Annotated in this window: 22 protein-coding genes and 1 tRNA gene; 17 read left to right on the forward strand and 6 right to left on the reverse strand. The window is 67.6% G+C overall.

All coding sequences use genetic code 11. The annotated features are described in order from the left end of the window. Positions 1–13 precede the first annotated feature (13 nt). The 13 genes from DV709_RS14155 to DV709_RS14215 all read left to right on the forward strand — a co-directional run bounded on the left by DV709_RS14155 (position 14) and on the right by DV709_RS14215 (position 6,655). Positions 14–538 (forward strand): 30S ribosomal protein S13, encoded by a 525-nt coding sequence (locus tag DV709_RS14155; RefSeq protein ID WP_117595049.1) that lies wholly within the window; start codon positions 14–16, stop codon positions 536–538. Continuing rightward, a complete protein-coding gene (locus tag DV709_RS14160; RefSeq protein WP_117595050.1) occupies positions 535–1,062 on the forward strand; it encodes a 30S ribosomal protein S4 in 528 nt (175 codons plus the stop codon). The genes DV709_RS14155 and DV709_RS14160 overlap by 4 nt, the downstream gene beginning before the upstream one ends. Further along, positions 1,059–1,448 (forward strand): 30S ribosomal protein S11, encoded by a 390-nt coding sequence (locus tag DV709_RS14165; protein WP_117595051.1) that lies wholly within the window; start codon positions 1,059–1,061, stop codon positions 1,446–1,448. Before DV709_RS14160 ends, DV709_RS14165 begins: the two co-directional genes overlap by 4 nt. Positions 1,449–1,453: 5 nt before the next feature. Continuing rightward, positions 1,454–2,203: a DNA-directed RNA polymerase subunit D gene (locus DV709_RS14170; protein WP_117595052.1), complete on the forward strand. Its 750-nt coding sequence runs from the start codon at positions 1,454–1,456 to the stop codon at positions 2,201–2,203. A 194-nt stretch (positions 2,204–2,397) separates the two neighbouring features. Next, a tRNA-Leu gene (locus DV709_RS14175) sits at positions 2,398–2,482 on the forward strand. A 27-nt stretch (positions 2,483–2,509) separates the two neighbouring features. Then, positions 2,510–2,863: a 50S ribosomal protein L18e gene (locus DV709_RS14180; RefSeq protein WP_058582897.1), complete on the forward strand. Its 354-nt coding sequence runs from the start codon at positions 2,510–2,512 to the stop codon at positions 2,861–2,863. After that, complete coding sequence (locus DV709_RS14185) at positions 2,860–3,297, forward strand: 50S ribosomal protein L13 (RefSeq protein ID WP_117595053.1); 438 nt, start codon at positions 2,860–2,862, stop codon at positions 3,295–3,297. Before DV709_RS14180 ends, DV709_RS14185 begins: the two co-directional genes overlap by 4 nt. After that, positions 3,291–3,689 (forward strand): 30S ribosomal protein S9, encoded by a 399-nt coding sequence (locus tag DV709_RS14190; RefSeq protein WP_117595054.1) that lies wholly within the window; start codon positions 3,291–3,293, stop codon positions 3,687–3,689. The genes DV709_RS14185 and DV709_RS14190 overlap by 7 nt, the downstream gene beginning before the upstream one ends. Positions 3,690–3,701: 12 nt before the next feature. Further along, the gene (locus tag DV709_RS14195; protein ID WP_117595055.1) at positions 3,702–3,896 is read left to right on the forward strand and encodes a DNA-directed RNA polymerase subunit N; all 195 of its coding nucleotides are present in this window, start codon (positions 3,702–3,704) and stop codon (positions 3,894–3,896) included. Further along, positions 3,893–4,069, forward strand: coding sequence for a DNA-directed RNA polymerase subunit K (locus DV709_RS14200; RefSeq protein WP_117595056.1), 177 nt, complete (start codon positions 3,893–3,895; stop codon positions 4,067–4,069). Before DV709_RS14195 ends, DV709_RS14200 begins: the two co-directional genes overlap by 4 nt. Next, positions 4,070–5,275 (forward strand): phosphopyruvate hydratase, encoded by a 1,206-nt coding sequence (gene eno, locus DV709_RS14205; protein WP_117595057.1) that lies wholly within the window; start codon positions 4,070–4,072, stop codon positions 5,273–5,275. It begins immediately after the preceding gene. Beyond that, positions 5,272–6,060: a 30S ribosomal protein S2 gene (rpsB, locus tag DV709_RS14210; protein ID WP_117595058.1), complete on the forward strand. Its 789-nt coding sequence runs from the start codon at positions 5,272–5,274 to the stop codon at positions 6,058–6,060. Before eno ends, rpsB begins: the two co-directional genes overlap by 4 nt. Positions 6,061–6,136: 76 nt before the next feature. Beyond that, positions 6,137–6,655, forward strand: coding sequence for a hypothetical protein (locus DV709_RS14215; protein ID WP_117595059.1), 519 nt, complete (start codon positions 6,137–6,139; stop codon positions 6,653–6,655). Positions 6,656–6,659: 4 nt separating this feature from the next. Here the strand turns inward: DV709_RS14215 and DV709_RS14220 are convergent, their stop codons facing one another. Further along, positions 6,660–7,499, reverse strand: a complete 840-nt coding sequence (locus tag DV709_RS14220; protein ID WP_117595060.1) for a VOC family protein — start codon at positions 7,497–7,499, stop codon at positions 6,660–6,662. 88 nt (positions 7,500–7,587) lie between these two features. Here DV709_RS14220 and DV709_RS14225 point away from each other — a divergent pair, with 88 nt between their 5' ends. Genes DV709_RS14225 through DV709_RS14235 form a run of 3 tightly spaced genes read left to right on the forward strand, consistent with a single transcriptional unit; the run spans position 7,588 to position 10,199 of the window. Next, complete coding sequence (locus DV709_RS14225; RefSeq protein ID WP_157972746.1) at positions 7,588–8,346, forward strand: acetoacetate decarboxylase family protein; 759 nt, start codon at positions 7,588–7,590, stop codon at positions 8,344–8,346. A 45-nt stretch (positions 8,347–8,391) separates the two neighbouring features. Beyond that, positions 8,392–9,441, forward strand: coding sequence for a mevalonate kinase (gene mvk, locus DV709_RS14230; protein WP_117595062.1), 1,050 nt, complete (start codon positions 8,392–8,394; stop codon positions 9,439–9,441). Beyond that, on the forward strand, positions 9,438–10,199 hold the full coding sequence (locus DV709_RS14235; protein ID WP_117595063.1) for an isopentenyl phosphate kinase: 762 nt from the start codon (positions 9,438–9,440) through the stop codon (positions 10,197–10,199). Before mvk ends, DV709_RS14235 begins: the two co-directional genes overlap by 4 nt. An 88-nt stretch (positions 10,200–10,287) precedes the next feature. On the opposite strand, the gene DV709_RS18320 is transcribed toward DV709_RS14235, so the two are convergent. The 4 genes from DV709_RS18320 to DV709_RS14250 form a co-directional block, all read right to left on the reverse strand. Further along, a complete protein-coding gene (locus DV709_RS18320) occupies positions 10,288–10,422 on the reverse strand; it encodes a hypothetical protein (RefSeq protein WP_256360030.1) in 135 nt (44 codons plus the stop codon). A 73-nt stretch (positions 10,423–10,495) separates the two neighbouring features. Beyond that, positions 10,496–11,437, reverse strand: coding sequence for a DMT family transporter (locus tag DV709_RS14240; protein ID WP_117595064.1), 942 nt, complete (start codon positions 11,435–11,437; stop codon positions 10,496–10,498). A gap of 21 nt (positions 11,438–11,458) precedes the next feature. After that, a complete protein-coding gene (locus DV709_RS14245) occupies positions 11,459–12,262 on the reverse strand; it encodes an MBL fold metallo-hydrolase (RefSeq protein ID WP_117595065.1) in 804 nt (267 codons plus the stop codon). A gap of 60 nt (positions 12,263–12,322) precedes the next feature. Further along, a complete protein-coding gene (locus DV709_RS14250; protein ID WP_157972747.1) occupies positions 12,323–13,384 on the reverse strand; it encodes an inositol monophosphatase family protein in 1,062 nt (353 codons plus the stop codon). A gap of 138 nt (positions 13,385–13,522) precedes the next feature. On the opposite strand from DV709_RS14250, the gene DV709_RS14255 reads away from it, so the two are divergent. Beyond that, positions 13,523–16,339: an ATP-dependent helicase gene (locus DV709_RS14255; RefSeq protein ID WP_117595067.1), complete on the forward strand. Its 2,817-nt coding sequence runs from the start codon at positions 13,523–13,525 to the stop codon at positions 16,337–16,339. 42 nt (positions 16,340–16,381) lie between these two features. On the opposite strand, the gene DV709_RS14260 is transcribed toward DV709_RS14255, so the two are convergent. Continuing rightward, the gene (locus DV709_RS14260) at positions 16,382–16,888 is read right to left on the reverse strand and encodes a DUF6789 family protein (protein ID WP_117595068.1); all 507 of its coding nucleotides are present in this window, start codon (positions 16,886–16,888) and stop codon (positions 16,382–16,384) included. Positions 16,889–16,943 lie beyond the last annotated feature (55 nt).

A 16,943-nucleotide genomic window follows, 5' to 3' on the forward strand; every position in this document is an offset into this window, starting at 1 on the left:
TCCACATTCCACTATGAGTGCAGAAGAACCACAGGACGGCTCGACCGAAGAGGAGGAGGAGAACCTCCGATACTTCGTCCGCATCGGGCAGACGGACCTCGACGGGACGAAGACGGTCGAGCGGAGCCTGACAGAGATGAACGGTATCGGCAAGCGCACCGCGCGCATCGTCGCCGAGACCGCGGGTGTCGACCGAACCGCGACGTTCGGTCGCCTCGACGAGGAGGACATCGACGCCGTCGTTTCGGCCGTCGAAAACCTCGCAAACGAGGTTCCCCCGTGGCTCACTAACCGGCAGAACGATTTCTACACCGGTGAGACGACGCACCGAATCGGTAACGACCTACAGCAGAAACGCCGCCACGACATCAACCGGATGCAGATGATAAACTCCTACAAGGGTATCCGGCACCAGCGCGGCCAGAAGGTCCGCGGCCAGCGGACGAAGTCCACCGGCCGCACCGAGGGAACCATCGGCGTCAACGTCGAAGCCATCCGCGAGGAAGCGGAAGCAGAGGAAGGCGGTGACGACGAATGAGTACCGGCAAGAACACCAAGTCCTACGAGACGCCGAACCACCCGTACCAGGGCGAACGCATCGCCCGCGAGGGCGACCTGCTCGGCCGCTACGGACTGAAGAACAAGGAAGAACTGTGGCGCGCGCAGTCGGAACTGCGCTCGTTCCGCCGCGAGGCCCGACGCCTCCTCGGCGACGCACAGGGCGACATCGACGAGGCCGGCATCGAGGGCGCGGAGTTCCTCGACCGCCTGCGCCGACTCGGCATCCTGAACGACTCCGACGACATCAGCGAGATCCTCTCGCTGGACGTCACCGACCTGCTCGAACGCCGTCTCCAGACGGTCGCCTACCGAAAAGGCCTCGGCAACACGCCGAAGCAGGCGCGACAGTTCATCACCCACGGCCACGTCACCGTCGAGGGCGCACGGGTCACCGTCCCCTCGAAGAAGGTCGAGGTCGGCGAAGAGTCCACCGTGAGCTTCGAGGAGAACTCGCCGCTCGCGGACGAACTACATCCTGAGCGCGCAGAGGGACAAGAATGAGCGAAACCAGTGAAGAGACGTGGGGCATCGCCCACGTGTACGCATCGTTCAACAACACGCTCATCACCATCACCGACCAGACCGGTGCCGAGACCATCGCTAAGTCCAGCGGTGGGACCGTGGTGAAGCAGAATCGTGACGAAGCGTCGCCGTACGCGGCGATGCAGATGGCCGAAGTCGTGGCCGAGGAGGTCAGGGCGGCGGGCATCGACGGCGTTCACGTCCGCGTTCGCGGTCCCGGCGGGAACCTCAACAAGTCCCCCGGCCCCGGCGCGCAGGCAACTATCCGAGCGCTCGCCCGTGCCGGACTCGAAATCGGCCGCATCGAAGACGTGACGCCGATTCCGCACGACGGCACGCGCGCTCCCAAAAACCGTAGGTTCTGAAAACGATGGCAGACGAGTTCGAGGTCGAGTTCATCGAACGCGAAGAACGGTCGGCGCGGTTCGTCGTCCGTGGGCTGACGCCCGCGATAGCCAACGGCATCCGCCGCGCGATGATCACCGACGTCCCGACGCTGTCCATCGACACCGTCCGGTTCGTCGAAAACTCGTCGGTGATGTTCGACGAGATGATCGGACTTCGACTGGGCCTCGTGCCGCTGACGACGCCCCTCGACGACTTCGAGGTCGGCGACGAAGTGACGCTGGCGCTCGACGTCGAAGGACCGGCGACGGCGTACTCCGGCGACATCGAGACCAGCGACGAGCTGGTCCAGCCCGCCGACGAGAACATCCCCATCATCGAACTGAAAGAGGGCCAGCGCCTCGAGTTCGAGGCCGACGCGGTCCTCGAAACCGGCAAGTCCCACGCCAAACACCAGGGCGGCGTGGCCGTCGGCTACCGACACCTGCAGAAGGTCGAGGTCGTCGGCGACGCCGGCGAGTTCGACGAGGAGGAGCCGAACATCCTCCGGGGCGTCATCGAGACGGAGGAGGGCGAACTCGTCGCAACCGACGAGTTCGACAACGACCTCACGAACCGTTACCCCGGCAAGGAAGTCGAGGTGACGGACGTCCCCGGCGCGTTCGTCTTCCACGTGGAGACGGACGGCTCGTTCAGCGCCGACGAACTGCTGCTGCGCGCCATCGACTCCATTGACGCGCGCGCGGCGGAACTCGAAGACGCGGTCGCGGTCTAAGCAACTAGTACAGATGACCCCCTCAACCACGCACCGACGTTCGCTTCGGTCGCTTCAGCGGCGCCACTGCTCCGGTGGCGCCTCCGAGGCCCGACGAGCGACGGTGCTGTCGGCAGACGCGGCGACGACCCTCGGGTCGGCGGCGCGTCGGACCGAAAGTGGTTTGAAGGGGCGGAGAGAACACCAAATCGCGTGCAGGGATAGCCAAGTTTGGCCAACGGCGCAGCGTTCAGGGCGCTGTCTCATAGGAGTCCGCAGGTTCAAATCCTGCTCCCTGCACTCCCCTTCTCAGGAGGTTACTTCATCATGAGTAGCAAGACGAACCCGAGACTCACGAGTCTCATCGCCGAGCTAAAGGCGGTTTCGCGCGACGCTGACGCCGCAGTCTGGCGTGACGTCGCAGACCGCCTCGAAAAGCCACGGCGCACCCACGCGGAAGTCAACCTCGGCCGCATCGAGCGGTACGCGCAGGAAGACGAAACCGTAGTCGTCCCCGGCAAGGTGCTGGGGAGTGGTGTGCTGCAGAAGAACGTCACGGTCGCAGCCGTCGACTTCTCGGGCACCGCCCGCAAGAAGATCGAACAGGTCGGTGACGTGCTGACGCTCGAACAGGTCGCAGAACAGAACCCCGAAGGATCCAACGTCCGGGTGATTCGATGAGCTACGCCGAATTCGAAGCCGACGTCATCGTCGACGCGCGCGACTGCATCATGGGTCGCGTCGCCAGCGAGGTAGCCCAGCGCGCGCTCGACGGCGAGCGCGTCGCGGTCGTCAACGCCGAGCGCGCGGTCATCACCGGACGCGACGAGGACGTGATGAGCGTCTACCGGAAGCGCGCGGAGGTCGGCTCCGACCGCGGTCCGTACTACCCGAAGCGTCCCGACCGGATCTTCAAGCGCGGCATCCGCGGCATGCTTCCGTACAAGACGCCGCGCGGCCGCGAGGCGTTCGAGAACGTCCGCGTCTACCTCGACAACCCGTACGACGAGGACGGCGAAGTGCTCGACGGCACGTCGCTGGACCGACTCTCGAACATCAAGTTCATCTCCCTCGGAGAGATCTCCGAAAAACTAGGTGCTAACGTCACATGGTAACCAACACGAGCGGTAAGAAGAAGACGGCCGTCGCCCGCGCCACCGTGCGCGAGGGCGAGGGTCGCGTACGAATCAACTCCCGGCCCGTCGAGCTGGTCGACCCGGAAATCGCTCGCCTGAAGATGCTGGAGCCGTTCCGCATCGCCGGCGACGAACTCCGCGACGACGTCGACATCGACGTGCGCGTCAACGGCGGCGGCTTCAGCGGGCAGGCGGACGCCACCCGCACGGCCATCGCCCGCGGACTGGTGCAGTACTTCAACGACGCCGAACTCCGCGACGCGTACATGGAGTTCGACCGGTCGCTTCTGGTCAACGACGTTCGCCAGTCCGAATCCAAAAAGTGGGGCGGCCCAGGCGCTCGCGCCCGCTACCAGAAGTCCTACCGCTGAGGTGACCCAACCATGATGATACCCGTCCGGTGTTTCACGTGCGGCAACGTCGTCGCCGAACACTGGGAAGAGTTCAAAGCGCGCGCCCGCGAGGGTGACGAAGACCCCGCCGAAGTTCTCGACGAACTCGGCATCGAGCGGGCGTGCTGCCGGCGGATGATGGTGTCGCACAAAGACCTCGTCGACGTGGTGGCCCCGTACCAATGATGCAACAGTACAATCGGTACGAGAAGGCGCGAATCCTCGGCGCACGAGCGCTGCAGATCAGCTACGGTGCGCCGGTGCTCGTCGAATCGAAACAGAGCGAACCGATCCTCATCGCGGCCGAGGAGTACGACGCCGGCGTGCTGCCGTTCACCGTCCGGCGGGGAGAGACGTAGATGACGCTCGTCACCGACGTTCGGCTCCGCCGCGTGCTCGACTCGCGGGGCAACCCGACCGTCGAGGCCGACGTGCTCACCGAGTCCGGCGGCTTCGGCCGCGCGGCCGCGCCCAGCGGCGCGTCGACCGGCGAGTACGAAGCCATCGAACTGCCCCCGAGCGAGGCGATCGCGTCGGCGCGCGACCGCGCGCTCCCGCGACTCGTCGGCGAGGTGTACGCCGGCAACCAGCGCGAAGTCGACAACGCGCTCCGCGCCGCCGACGGCACCGACAACTTCTCCGAGATCGGTGCCAACAGCGCCGTCGCCATCTCGATGGCGGCCGCGAAAGCCGGCGCCGACGTGCTCGGTGCGCCGCTGTACCAGCACCTCGGCGGCGCGTTCCGCGGCGAGGAGTTCCCGACGCCGCTCGGGAACGTCGTCGGCGGCGGCGAACACGCCGCCAAAGCGACGCACATCCAGGAGTTCCTCTCCGCGCCCGTCGGCGCGCCGAGCATCGACGAGGCCGTCTTCGCCAACGCCGCGGTCCACGCGCGCGTCGCCGAGATTCTCGACGACCGAGACATCGCCGCCGCGAAAGGCGACGAGGGCGCGTGGGCACCCGCCGTCGACGACAGCGAAGCGTTCGAAATCGTCGACGAGGCCGTCTCCGACGTCGAAGACGACCTCGGCTTCGAGATTCGGTTCGGCCTCGACGTCGCCGCCGCGGAGCTGTACGACGAGGACGACGACGTCTACCGCTACGGCGACGAGGAGCGCTCGACCGACGAGCAGATAGATTACATCGCCGACCTCGTGAACGAGTACGACCTCGTCTACGTCGAGGACCCCCTCGACGAGAACGACTACGAGGGCTTCGCCGAGCTCACCGACAGAGTCGGCGACCGGACGCTCGTCTGCGGCGACGACCTGTTCGTCACCAACGTCGAGCGCCTGCAGACGGGTATCGACGAGGGCGCGGCCAACAGCATCCTCATCAAGCCGAACCAGATAGGAACGCTGTCGGACGCCTTCGACGCCATCGAACTGGCGACGAAGCACGGCTACGACTCCGTCATCTCGCACCGCTCCGGTGAGACGGAGGACACGACCATCGCACACCTCGCCGTGGCGACGGCCGCCCCGTTCATCAAGACGGGCGCGGTCGGCGGCGAGCGAACTGCCAAACTCAACGAACTCATCCGCATCGCGGACGACGCAGTATGACCGAAAACGACAACGAAGCACTCGAGACCGCCGAGGAGGAGATCGAGGAGGAAGCCACCGGCGAGGCCGGTGCCGAACCCGAGGTCGACCCCGACATCGAGGCGGACGACGACTTGCCCGCCGAGGGAGCCGACGAGGCCCCCGAGGCCGAAGAAGAAACAGACGACGGTCCGATGTTCGACGAGGATGTCATGCCCGACGACGAGGCGGACCTCCTCATCCCCGTGGAGGACTACCTCCAGGCGGGCGTCCACATCGGGACCCAGCAGAAGACCAAGGACATGGAGCGGTTCATCCACCGCGTCCGCGACGACGGTCTCTACGTCCTCGACGTCAGCCAGACCGACAAGCGCATCCGCACGGCCGCGGACTTCCTCGCCAACTACGACCCCGAGCAGGTGCTCGTCACCTCCTCGCGTCAGTACGGTCGGTTCCCGGCCGAGAAGTTCGCCGACGCCATCGGGGCGCGCGCCCGCACGGGCCGCTTCATCCCCGGCACGCTGACGAACCCCGACTACCGCGGCTACATCGAACCGGACGTCGTCGTCGTCACCGACCCCATCGGCGACGCTCAGGCCGTCAAGGAGGCCATCACGGTCGGCATCCCGGTCATTGCGATGTGCGACTCGAACAACCAGCTGTCGAACGTCGACCTCGTCATCCCGACGAACAACAAAGGTCGCCGCGCGCTGTCGGTCGTCTACTGGCTGCTCGCCAACGAGACGCTCGACCGCCGCGGCACCGACACCGTCTACGCCCTCGAAGACTTCGAGGAAGGCATCTGAGCGGCCCGATTTCGACGACGAGATTCCCGTTCCATTTTCCGACGATTCTAAGCCGATAGCGGCACCTATCGAACGCATGGACGATCCGCCGCCCGGCCGGACGACCGAAACAGCCGAGAGCCGACAGCGGTGGGGCTGGTCCGGCCACGGCGAGGGCGTGAAAGTCGAGAAAGACGCGGTCGGACTGTTCCTCGACGACGTGGCCTACGCGTTCGCGGACATTTCGGTGTCGGCGCTCCCGGCGATACTCGCGGTGTACATGCTGGGCGACATCCGCCCGTTCGGCGCGAGAACCGCCACGCTGGTCGCGTGGCTGACGATGGTCGTCGTCGCGGCGGTCATCCGCGGCGGCTGGGTGACGCCGCTCGGCTCCGACGTTCCGGGGTGGGTGACGCTCGCGCCGTCGCTCGTCCTCCTTCGTTTCCTCTACTTCAACGCCGCGCTCGCGCTCGCGGGGTACGGCGGCGCGGCGATATCCGGCGAACTCGGACTCCCGCTCGAATCCGTCGGCTTCGCGTTCGTGGTCGGTGTTCTCTCCGCGGCGCTGTTCCCGCGTCTCGCCGAGGACGTTTCGCGGCGGCTCGCCGACTCGTAGGGAGTTAGTCGATGACGCCGACCGACCCGTCGAGACGCGGCGCGTCGAACCAGGCGACCGACGAGTCGCCCCAGTTCTCCGAATCCGTCAGCGCGTACGTCGCCGCCGCCTCCTCCAGGCTCTCGGTCCCGAGGAGATACGCGCACGGTCCCGGTCCGAGCTCGGCGAGTCGACGCGCCAGCGACGACGTTTCGCCACTCGGTTCGGCGAAGAACACCGGCTGACCGGGGACGCGCGACAGCGACCACTCCCTCGGGCTGCCGTCCAGGGGTTCGGCCGACGGAAATCGGTAGAGTTGACGGAATAACTCGCTCGCCTCGCCCACGTCGTGAACGCCGAGGACGACGGCCGCGACGCCGGTGAGCGGGCCATCGGCGACACTCGGCGTCGGGGTCACCCGCCGAGATTTCGGCGTCCGGTCGGCGATGGCGAACGGCAGGAGTTCCCGCTCTCGCCCGTCGCCGGCGAACAGCATGTCCCACTCGACGACTGTGCCGTCGTCGCGCTCTCGACTCGCCGTCTTCGGCCCGTCGACCGACGCGCCGGCGTCGATGAGACGCTTGGCCTCCGTCGCGGGGTTCTCGACTTCGATACACCACGCCGTCGGCCCCCCGTCGGCGGCGATGTACTCGGGCCAGAAGCCCGCCGCTTCGGCACTGGTACCGGGCGTCGTCGAGATGAGTTCGAGGTAGGAGTCGTCGTCGAAGCCGAGCACCGACATGTGTGTCGTGCCGGTGCCGTGGACGCCGCCGTACTCCGGCGTGAGGCCCACCGAGTCGAACGCCGCGACGAGCGAATCGAGATCGGTGCCGGCGAACGGGACGTGGTCGAGCGTGAGTCGCATGGGCCACGTGAGTTCCGTGCCGGGAAATACGTTCGTGCGGCCCGCGAGACGGCGAACGCTCAAGCGTGCGGCGTCCCTCCGTGAACGTATGCGTGGATACGAGGAGGCGGCGACGCTTTCGACCGGTCACACCGTCTCGCTGCCGTTGCGGTGCGAGGCAGACGTCGCGGGGGCGACGTTCACCGCGCGATGGGAGCGACTCCGCTCCGTGGTTCCCGACGGACTGAGCCCGGTTCGCGTCGCGCCGCGGTCGGGTCTCGTCGTTCTCGCCGGCGTTCGCTACCGGTCGGTGGAGGGGTTCGACCCCTACGAGGAGTTCGCCGTCGTCGTGCCGGTCGTCCGGCGGACGGGCAGTCGCCGGAGAGCGACGCGTCTCGGGGTCGGAGCCGTAACCGAAATCGGCGGCTACGTCCACGCGCTGCCCGTGACGACCGAGGCGTCGAAGGTGCTCGGGAGAGAGGTGTGGGGCTACCCGAAGACGGTGGCCGATATCTCGGTCGTCGACGCCGACGGCGGGATGCGAGTGAGCGTCGAGACAGAGGGAGCGACGGCGACGACCCTGGTGGTTCGAGAGGGGCGGACGGTTCCGGTCCCCCTCGACGCTCGGGCGACGAGTTACAGCGTCCACGACGGCGTCCTCTCGCGAGCGTCGGTCGACCTGCTCGGGGAGGGACGCGCCGGCGTCGGCGGCGCGCGACTCGAAATCGGAAACGGCCCGCTGGGGACGACGCTCGGCGGGTTAGGAGTCGGGCGAGCGGTCGCCCGGTTCGTCGTACCTCGCCTGAAGGCACACGTCCACGCGCCGACGCCCTCGCCCGAACGAGAGCGAGTCGCTGACGACGCCTGACTCGATTCGCATACCCTTAAGCGGACTCTCTCTCTCTGTTCGCCCATGACCGTTTCGAGCGCCCCGGGCAAGGTGTATCTCTTCGGGGAGCACGCCGTCGTCTACGGCGAACCCGCGGTGCCCTGCGCCATCGAACGCCGGGCGACCGTCACCGTCGAACCGCGAGACGACGACCGGATTCGCGTCGAGGCGCAGGACTTGAGCCTCGACGGCTTCACCGTCGAGTACGGACAGTCGCCGGGTGAACGCCCGGACGTCGACGTGCCGACGCCGCTCGTCGAGGCGGCGACCGGCTACGTCGACGCCGCCGTCGAGCAGGCGCGCGACGCCGTCTCCGACTCCGGCGCGGGGTTCGACGTCACCATCGAGAGCGAGATTCCGCTCGGTGCTGGGCTCGGCTCCTCGGCGGCGGTGGTGGTCGCGAGTATCGACGCCGCGACGCGCTCTCTCGGCGTCGAACTCGACTCACGGGAGATAGCCGAACGGGCCTACAGAGCCGAGTACGAGGTCCAGGACGGACAGGCGTCGCGGGCGGACACGTTCTGCTCGGCGATGGGCGGCGCGGTCCGCGTCGAGGGCGACGACTGCCGGACGATAGACACCCCGAACCTCCCGTTCGTCGTCGGCTTCGACGGCGGCGCGGGCGACACCGGCGCGCTGGTCGCGGGCGTCCGCGAACTGAAGGAGCGCTACGGCTTCGCCGCCGACACCGTCGAGACTGTCGGCGACATCGTCCGTCACGGCGAGTCGCTGCTCACGGACGCCGAGGGCACGGAGGCCGACGAGGAGCTCCTGGAAGAACTGGGCGAGCTGATGAACTTCAACCACGGGTTGCTGGAGGCGCTCGGCGTCTCCTCGCGGTCGCTCGACAACATGGTGTGGGCGGCGCGGAGCGCGGGCGCACACGGTGCGAAACTGACCGGCGCGGGCGGCGGCGGCTGCATCGTCGCGCTCGACCCGACGCCGGAGACGGAGACGGGTCTCCGCTTCACACCCGGCTGCGAGGACGTGTTCCGCGCGGAGTTGGCGACCGAAGGCGTCCGTCTAGAGGCCGAGAACGGCGGCGACGCGCCCGCCGAGGGGACGGCCGAATGACGACCGTCCTCAAACTCGGCGGGAGCGTCGTCACCGACAAGGACACGCCCGAAACCGTCGACGACGAGGCGCTCGCCGCCGCCGTCGACGCCATCGCGGAGTCGGGTGTCGAACGGCTCGTCGTCGTCCACGGCGGCGGGAGTTTCGGCCACCACCACGCCGCCAACTACGGCGTCAGCACGACCGAGGGAACGGCCGACGCGACGGGCGCGCTCGCCATCCACGCCGCGATGAAGCGTCTGAACGACGCCGTCGTCTCCCGGTTGCAGTCGCGGGGCGTCCCGGCGCTGCCGGTCCACCCGCTGTCGGTCGCGGCGCGGCGAGACACCGACGAACCCGACCGGAACGGCGCGTCGCTCTCGCTCCCGCTGGACTCGACGGAGACGCTGCTCGGCGAGGGGTTCGTCCCGGTACTCCACGGCGACGTGGTCGCGCACGCGGGCCGCGGCGTCACCGTCGTCTCCGGCGACGAACTCGTCGTTCGACTCGCCGACGGCCTCGGGGCCGGCCGGGTCGGCCTCTGTTCGACGGTGCCCGGGGTCTACGACGAGAACGGAGTCGTCGTCGACGAGATTCGGTCGTTCGCAGATGTCGAATCGGCGCTCGGCGGGAGCGAGTCGACGGACGTCACTGGCGGGATGGCCGCCAAAGTCCGGGCGCTGTTGGCGCTGGACGCCCCGTCGCACGTGTTCGGTCCGGACGGTGTCGGACCCTTCCTGGCGGGAGAGTCGCCGGGGACGAAAATCGACGGTCGGTGAGCGGTTTTCCGAGTCAGTAGCTGCGACGCTATTGGCGGGTACAGGCGGAAAAAGCAGGGTTTCGAGCGAGCGTCCGACGTGTCTCCGCTCAGGCTTCGAGACCGAGTTTCGTCAACTCCTCGTCGGTGTGTTCCTCGCGGAGTTCGTCCTCGTCGTGTTCTGCCAGCAACTCGCGGCGCTCGTTCTCGCTCAGTTCGTCGATGGTAGTGAAGTGGTGGCACATAGCACGAGAAGGTTGGTCGGTGACGGGTAAGTGGGTTTCGTGCTCCGAGCGGCGTGACACTCACCGTCGGCAATCAATCGGACCGCGAGTCGGCCGACCCCGCCCGGTCCCGGCGTCGGTCGAGCGCCGCCGCGATACTGTCGGACTTCACCAGCAGGAACGCGACGAAGACGCCGAGAAAGCCCACGACCGTCGTCCCGTCGAGCGTCTCCTGCAGCACGAAAAAGCCGAACAACGCCGCGAAGGGCGGTATCGCGTACTCCAACAGCCCGGCCTGAATCGGCCCGATGCGGTCGAGCAGGCGGAAGTAGGCGAAGAACCCGGCCGCGCCGGGAATCAGCGCGAGGTAGACGAGCCATCCGAGCGCGTCGGTCGTCGCTGAGGAGAGTGCGGCCGGGGCGAGTGACTCGCCCGGGAGCGCGACGGTCGCGAGCGAGAGGAGCGCGGCACCGACGAGGAGCGTCCACGCCTGCAGCGAGACGGGCGAGAGCGTCGCGTCGTCCTCGCGGGTGAGGACGGCCCCGAGCACCCACGCGACGGCGGAGGCGAGCACCAGCCCTGCACCGACGCTCGCCGACAGGTCGTTCGGGTCCAACTGGGCCATGAGGACGACGCTGAGAAAGCCGACGAGAATACCGACCGCACCCGTCACCGAGAGGCTGTCGTCGTGCCGTGTGAGGCGTGCGAACGCCGGCGTTGCGACCGGAACCAGCCCGAGGAGCGTCGCGGCGAGCGCGGCGGAGACGTACTGCTGACCGGCGAAGAGCAGGGCGTGGTGGAGGCCGATGTTGAACGCGCCGCCGGTGAGAATCGGGAGCCAGTCGCCGCGTCCGTTCGGCACCCAGCTCTTTCGGGCGGCGAAGACGACGACGAAGAGGGCGAGCGCCGCCAGCGAGAACCGGAGCGCCGCCAGCGTCACCGGGGGAAACGAGTCGAGCGCCGCCTTGGTGGCGACGAACGCGGTCCCCCAGACGGCGGCGATGCCGACGAACAGCGCGGCGTCGTTGCGGCTCACTACCTGCGGTTTCGGCGGGGTCTATTCAGGGATTTCGAATCGCAGACCGTCGCGGGCGATTCGCACGTCGCCGTCGAACTGCGCCTCGACGCTGTCGAGCATCTCCCGGTGCTTTCCTTCGGTGTGCGGGTAGAGGTGAGTGAGGTAGAGACGGTCGACGTCGCGGCCGGCGAGCGCCTCGCCCAACTGCGTCGGCGTCGGGTGGTTCGACACGTCGACCTCGTCGGGGAAGGAGCAGTCGTGCGCGAGCACCCGGGAGCCGTCGGCGAAGTTCGCGAGCCCTTCGAACGCCTCCGAGTCGCCCGAGAAGGTGAACGCGTCGCCGAACCGGTAGGCGAGACACGGTACCGAGTGGCGGGTCTCGTGCGCTTCGACCGAGTACCCGGCGACCTCGAACGGTTCGTCGGCGGCGACCTCGCGGACGGCGAGGTCGACTCGGCCCTCCAGGTAGTCGAAGGCGGTCAGCAGGTCGTCGACGAGCGATTTCGTCCCCGGCGGACCGACGACCTCGAGGTGTTCCTCGCCGGCGAGCCAGCGGGCTTTCAGGAGCGCCAGGAGGTCCGAGACGTGGTCGAGGTGGTGGTGGGTGAGGAGCACGGTGGCGACGCCCTCGTAGCCCACGTCGGTCTGACTGAGGCGGTGGAGGACGCCCGCGCCGCAGTCGACGAGCAGGGGTCGTCCGTCGGGTTCGCCGCCGTCGGCTCCGCTCCCGTCGGCGCCGTCGCCGTCGCTATCCCCGTCGACGCTCGGTTCGAGCAGCAGTCCGGTCTGAACGCGGTCCGGAAGCGGCATCGCGCTCCCGGTGCCGAGGAAGGTGACGCGCATACCGAGACGGTCGCGCTACACCCCGAAAGTGGTTCGGGCGGAGAGCCGGAGAACGGACCGTCAGTTCTCGGGCAGCAAGTCGTCGAGAGTCGCCCGCGGGTTGCGGTAGCGGCCGAGGACCGACCCGTGGAGTTCGCCGTTCGTGGCGAGCACGTTCCCCCGCAGGACGGTCTGGACGTCGTCGTCGCCGCGGAAGTCGGTGACGCGGCCGCCCGCCTCCCGGACGATGAGCGTCCCGGCGGCGACGTCGACCGGTTTCAGCGCCCAGCAGGAGAACGTGTCGAACGCGCCCTCCGCGAGCAGCACCATGTCGACCGCGGCGGCACCGAGCTGCCGGATGCCGAGCGACTCCGCGACGAACTCTCTGAACAGGAGCAGGTAGCGCGGGTCGATGGCGCTCGCGCCGCTGTAGAAGCCGACCGAGTTGAGCGACTCCTCGATGGTGGAGACGTTCGTCACCGACAGCGGAACCACCGACTCGACCTGCGTCGGGTTCCCGCCGGTGTCCTCGAACTTTATCGCCCCCTCGCCGGCGACGGCGGCGTACACCTCGTCGCGCGGCGAGTAGTAGACGAGGCCCGCGTGGAGTTCGCCCTCCCTGACGACGGCGATGGAGACGCAGAAGTGCGGGATGCCGCGGACGTAGTTGGTCGTCCCGTCGAGCGGGTCGATTATCCAGACGAAGTCGCCCGAGCGCGTGCCGCCCTGTTCCTCGCCGAACAGCGCGTGGTTGTCGTCCTCGAACTCGTCGCCGAGTTCCTCGCGTATCCGCTGTCGGATGGCCCGCTCGGCGTTTCTGTCGACCTCCGTGACGAGTTGCTGGGGGGCCTTCGTCTCGGCGGTCTTTATCTGTCCGAACTGTTCGTCGTGGATCGCCGCCGCCTCGCGGGCGGCCAGCAGCGCGATTCGGAGGTAACGGTCCTCCAGTACCGCGCCGTCGGTCTGCTGTCTGGGAACCGCCGACTGGCCTCCGCGGCGGCCGAGCGCGCTCGCGACGTCGCTCCATCCCGCCGCGCCGCCGACGCCGGCGGTCGCGCCGGCCGCACCGAGCGCTTTCAGCGTGCGTCGTCGGTTCCTGTCGAGTTCGCCGTCGGTTCCGTGGTCTCGATTCGGTTCGCGCATGACACGCGGAAACGTACCGCGCCGAGCACTGTAATTAACGTCCATGATAGTACGTGCAGCGCCGCGGCGCGGCGACGGCTGGAGGCGTCGGAGACGTACGGCACAACCCACTTACCCCCTCGGTTCTCAGAAGAATCAATGAGTGGTCGGGAGCTGTTGGCGGCGTCGGGTGTCGATTTCGACGCCGAGGCGGTGACCATCGAGGACGAGTCGGTGCTCGACCTGTTGGAGCCGGCGGTCCGAGAGTGGTGGGTCGACCAGTTCGGCGAGTACGTCCCCGGCAACGGCGGTTTCTTCACCCCGCCGCAGCGCGAGGCGGTGCCGCTCATCCACGAGCGGGAGAACGCGCTCATCTGCGCGCCGACGGGTTCCGGCAAGACGCTGGCTTCCTTCACCGCCATCATCGACGAACTGTTCCGGCGGGACAGAGAGGAGGAAGCGGGGCTAAAGAACTCGGTGTACTGTCTGTACGTCTCGCCGCTGAAGTCGCTCGCGAACGACATCCACCGGAATCTGGAGGTCCCGCTGGAGGGAATCACCGAGCGGATGGCCGACCGCGGCGTCGACGCCGAACTCCGCCACGCCATCCGCCACGGCGACACCGACTCCGCCGACCGGCAGAGGATGCTCGAAGAGACGCCGCACATCCTCAACACGACGCCGGAGACGCTCGCCATCCTGCTGAACTCGCCGAAGTTCAAGGAGAAACTCCGGACGGTGGAGTACGTCGTCGTCGACGAGATTCACAGCCTCGCGGAGAACAAGCGCGGGACGCACCTGTCGGTGTCGCTCGAACGGCTCGAAAACATGACCGAGTCGTCGCCGACGCGCATCGGCTGTTCGGCCACCGTCGAACCGCTGTCGACGATGGCGGAGTTCCTCGTCGGCGAGGAGGACGGCGAGCCCCGAGAGTACGAGATCGTCGACACGCGGTTCGTCCGCGAGTTCGACGTTCGACTGGAGTGTCCGACCGACGACCTCGTCGACACGCCGCGGCAGGAGGTCCAGGAGCGGTTCTACGACCGCCTGCACGAACTCGTCACGTCGCACACGAACACGCTCGTGTTCACGAACACCCGGTCGGGCGCGGAGCGAGTACTGCGGAATCTCCGAGAGAGGTCTCCGAAGACCTTCGACGAGTCGAACTCCGGGTGTCACCACGGGTCGCTCTCGAAGGACCGGAGACAGGAGATAGAGCGACAGCTGAAAGCCGGCGAACTGGACGTGGTGACGACGTCGACGAGCCTCGAACTCGGTATCGACATGCCGCACGTCGACCTCGTCGTGCAGGTCGGGTCGCCGAAGTCAGTCGCCTCGCTGCTCCAGCGCGTCGGCCGCGCGGGCCACCGCCTCGGACAGACGGTTCGAGGGCGCGTCGTCGCGCTGGACCGCGACGAACTCGTCGAGTGCGCGGTGATGCTCAAGAAGGCCGAGGAGGGGTTCGTCGACCGGGTGTTCGTCCCCGAGAACGCCTACGACGTGGCGAGCCAGCACGTGTACGGGATGGCGATAAACGGGGTGAAGCGCGAGGCGGAGGTGAAGGCGACGCTCCGGCGGGCGTACCCGTACCGCGACTTCTCCGAGGCGGAGTGGGAGCGGTTGATGGCGTATCTCACCGCCGACTACGCGGGGCTCGAGGAGAAGAACGTCTACGCGAAAATCTGGCGCGACACCAACGACGCGCCCGACGGAGGTGAGCGATCCGACGGATCGCGAACGTCGTCGGACGATCCGTCCGACGAAAATCACCACTACGAGGAGTTCGACGTGGGCGAACCGCTAATCGGCAAACGCGGGCGGTTGGCCCGCGTCATCTACATGACGAACATCGGCACGATTCCGGACTCCTTCACCTGCGACGTGTACGTCCGCGGGTCGAAGGAGTGGGTCGGCAATCTGGACGAGAACTACCTCGACACCCTCGAGAAGGGCGACGTGTTCGTCCTCGGCGGGTCGAACTTCGAGTTCAGCTACCGCCGCGGCTCGAAAGTGTACGTCGACCCCACGTCGTCGCGGCCGACGGTCCCCTCGTGGTTCTCCGAGCGCCTGCCGCTGTCGTACGACCTCGGCCGCGAGATTCTGGCGTTCCAGGGCGAACTGCTCGCGCGGTTGGCCAGCGGCGGCCGCCCCGGCGTCCGCACGTGGCTCCGCGAGTTCCCGATGGACGAGAACAGCGTCCGCGCCGTCGCCCGGACGTTCGACGAACAGGTCCGCTACGGCGGCCCGGAGACGGTGAGCACCGGCTCTCGGCTCGCCGTCGAGGAGGTGCTCGACAGGGACGAGTACCGCCGCAACTTCTACGTCCACTCGAACTACGGCCGGAGGTTCAACGACGGCCTCTCGCGTCTCGTCGCCGCCCGCTGCGCCCGGCGCTCGAACGCGAACGTCAAAGTCGCCGTCGCCGACAACGGCTTCACCGTCTCGATGCCGCTGAATCGGAAGGTGGACGTAGCGGACGCGATTCGGTCGTTGGACCCCGAGACCGTCCGCGAGGAGCTCCGACGGGCGCTCACGGGGACGGACCTCCTGAAGCGCTACTTCCGAATCAACGCGACGCGCTCGCTGATGATTCTGAAGCGGTACAAGGGGTACGAGAAGACCGCCGCCCAACAGCAGGTGTCCTCGGAGATGCTGCTGTCCTTCGCGCAGGACCTCGACGCCTTCGCCGTGATGGAGGAGACCTACCGGGAGATAATCGAGGACAAACTCAACGTCGCCGGAATCGCCGAGGTGCTTCGGGGGGTACGGGCGGGCGACGTGAGCGTGACCCACCGAGAACTGTCCTCGCCGTCGCCGCGGGCGTTTGGCCTCGCCACGCTGATGGCCAGCGACGTGGTGCTCGCCGAGGACGAGTCGGCGGTCCTCAGGGAGTTCCACGCGCGCGTCCTCGACGAACTGGGCGAGGACGACGAACTCGAGCGACTCCGCTCGGACGCCACCGGAACCGACGACTGAGACGCGAAAAAGAGCGTACTCGGCGAACCGCGGGGTACCGTCTCAGACCTCGTACTGCGGAATCGCCGCGTAGCGGTTGTAGAGATAGCCGAGGACGTAGCCGTACACCCAGTGGGCGACGAGCGTGAGCACGAGGTAGCCCGCCAGCGTCGCGCCCGTCTGCTCGGAGTAGAACGCGATGGCGAACCCCGTCCAGACGATGGTCGCGTAGGAGACGCCGCGGCGCGCGAGCGTCTTTCCGGGCAGGAACACCGCCAGCGAGACGAACAGCAGCGGGAGCGTCGTCATCCCGCCCCCGACGAAGATGAACGACCCGATGAGGAAGCTATCGCCGAGCATCACGATCTCGGCCAGCCCCGCGAACGCCGCCGGTTCGAGCACGCCCAAGAGGATGCCGACGACGAGTATCGGCGTCATCGCGACCATCCCGCCGAATCCGGCTCCGGCGGCGACGGTCACCATGTCGAGACTCAGTCCCGCCTCCTGGTCAGGGGTCTCCTGGGTTACGCCGGTGTCTGTCATCGCCGGATTATCCGAGCCGTTCGACATACTCCGATAGTAGGATGCGCGGAGCAAAAGCGTTCGCGCGAATTCGAGTACGAGA

The organism is Haloprofundus halophilus, assembly GCF_003439925.1.
GTDB lineage: Archaea > Halobacteriota > Halobacteria > Halobacteriales > Haloferacaceae > Haloprofundus > Haloprofundus halophilus.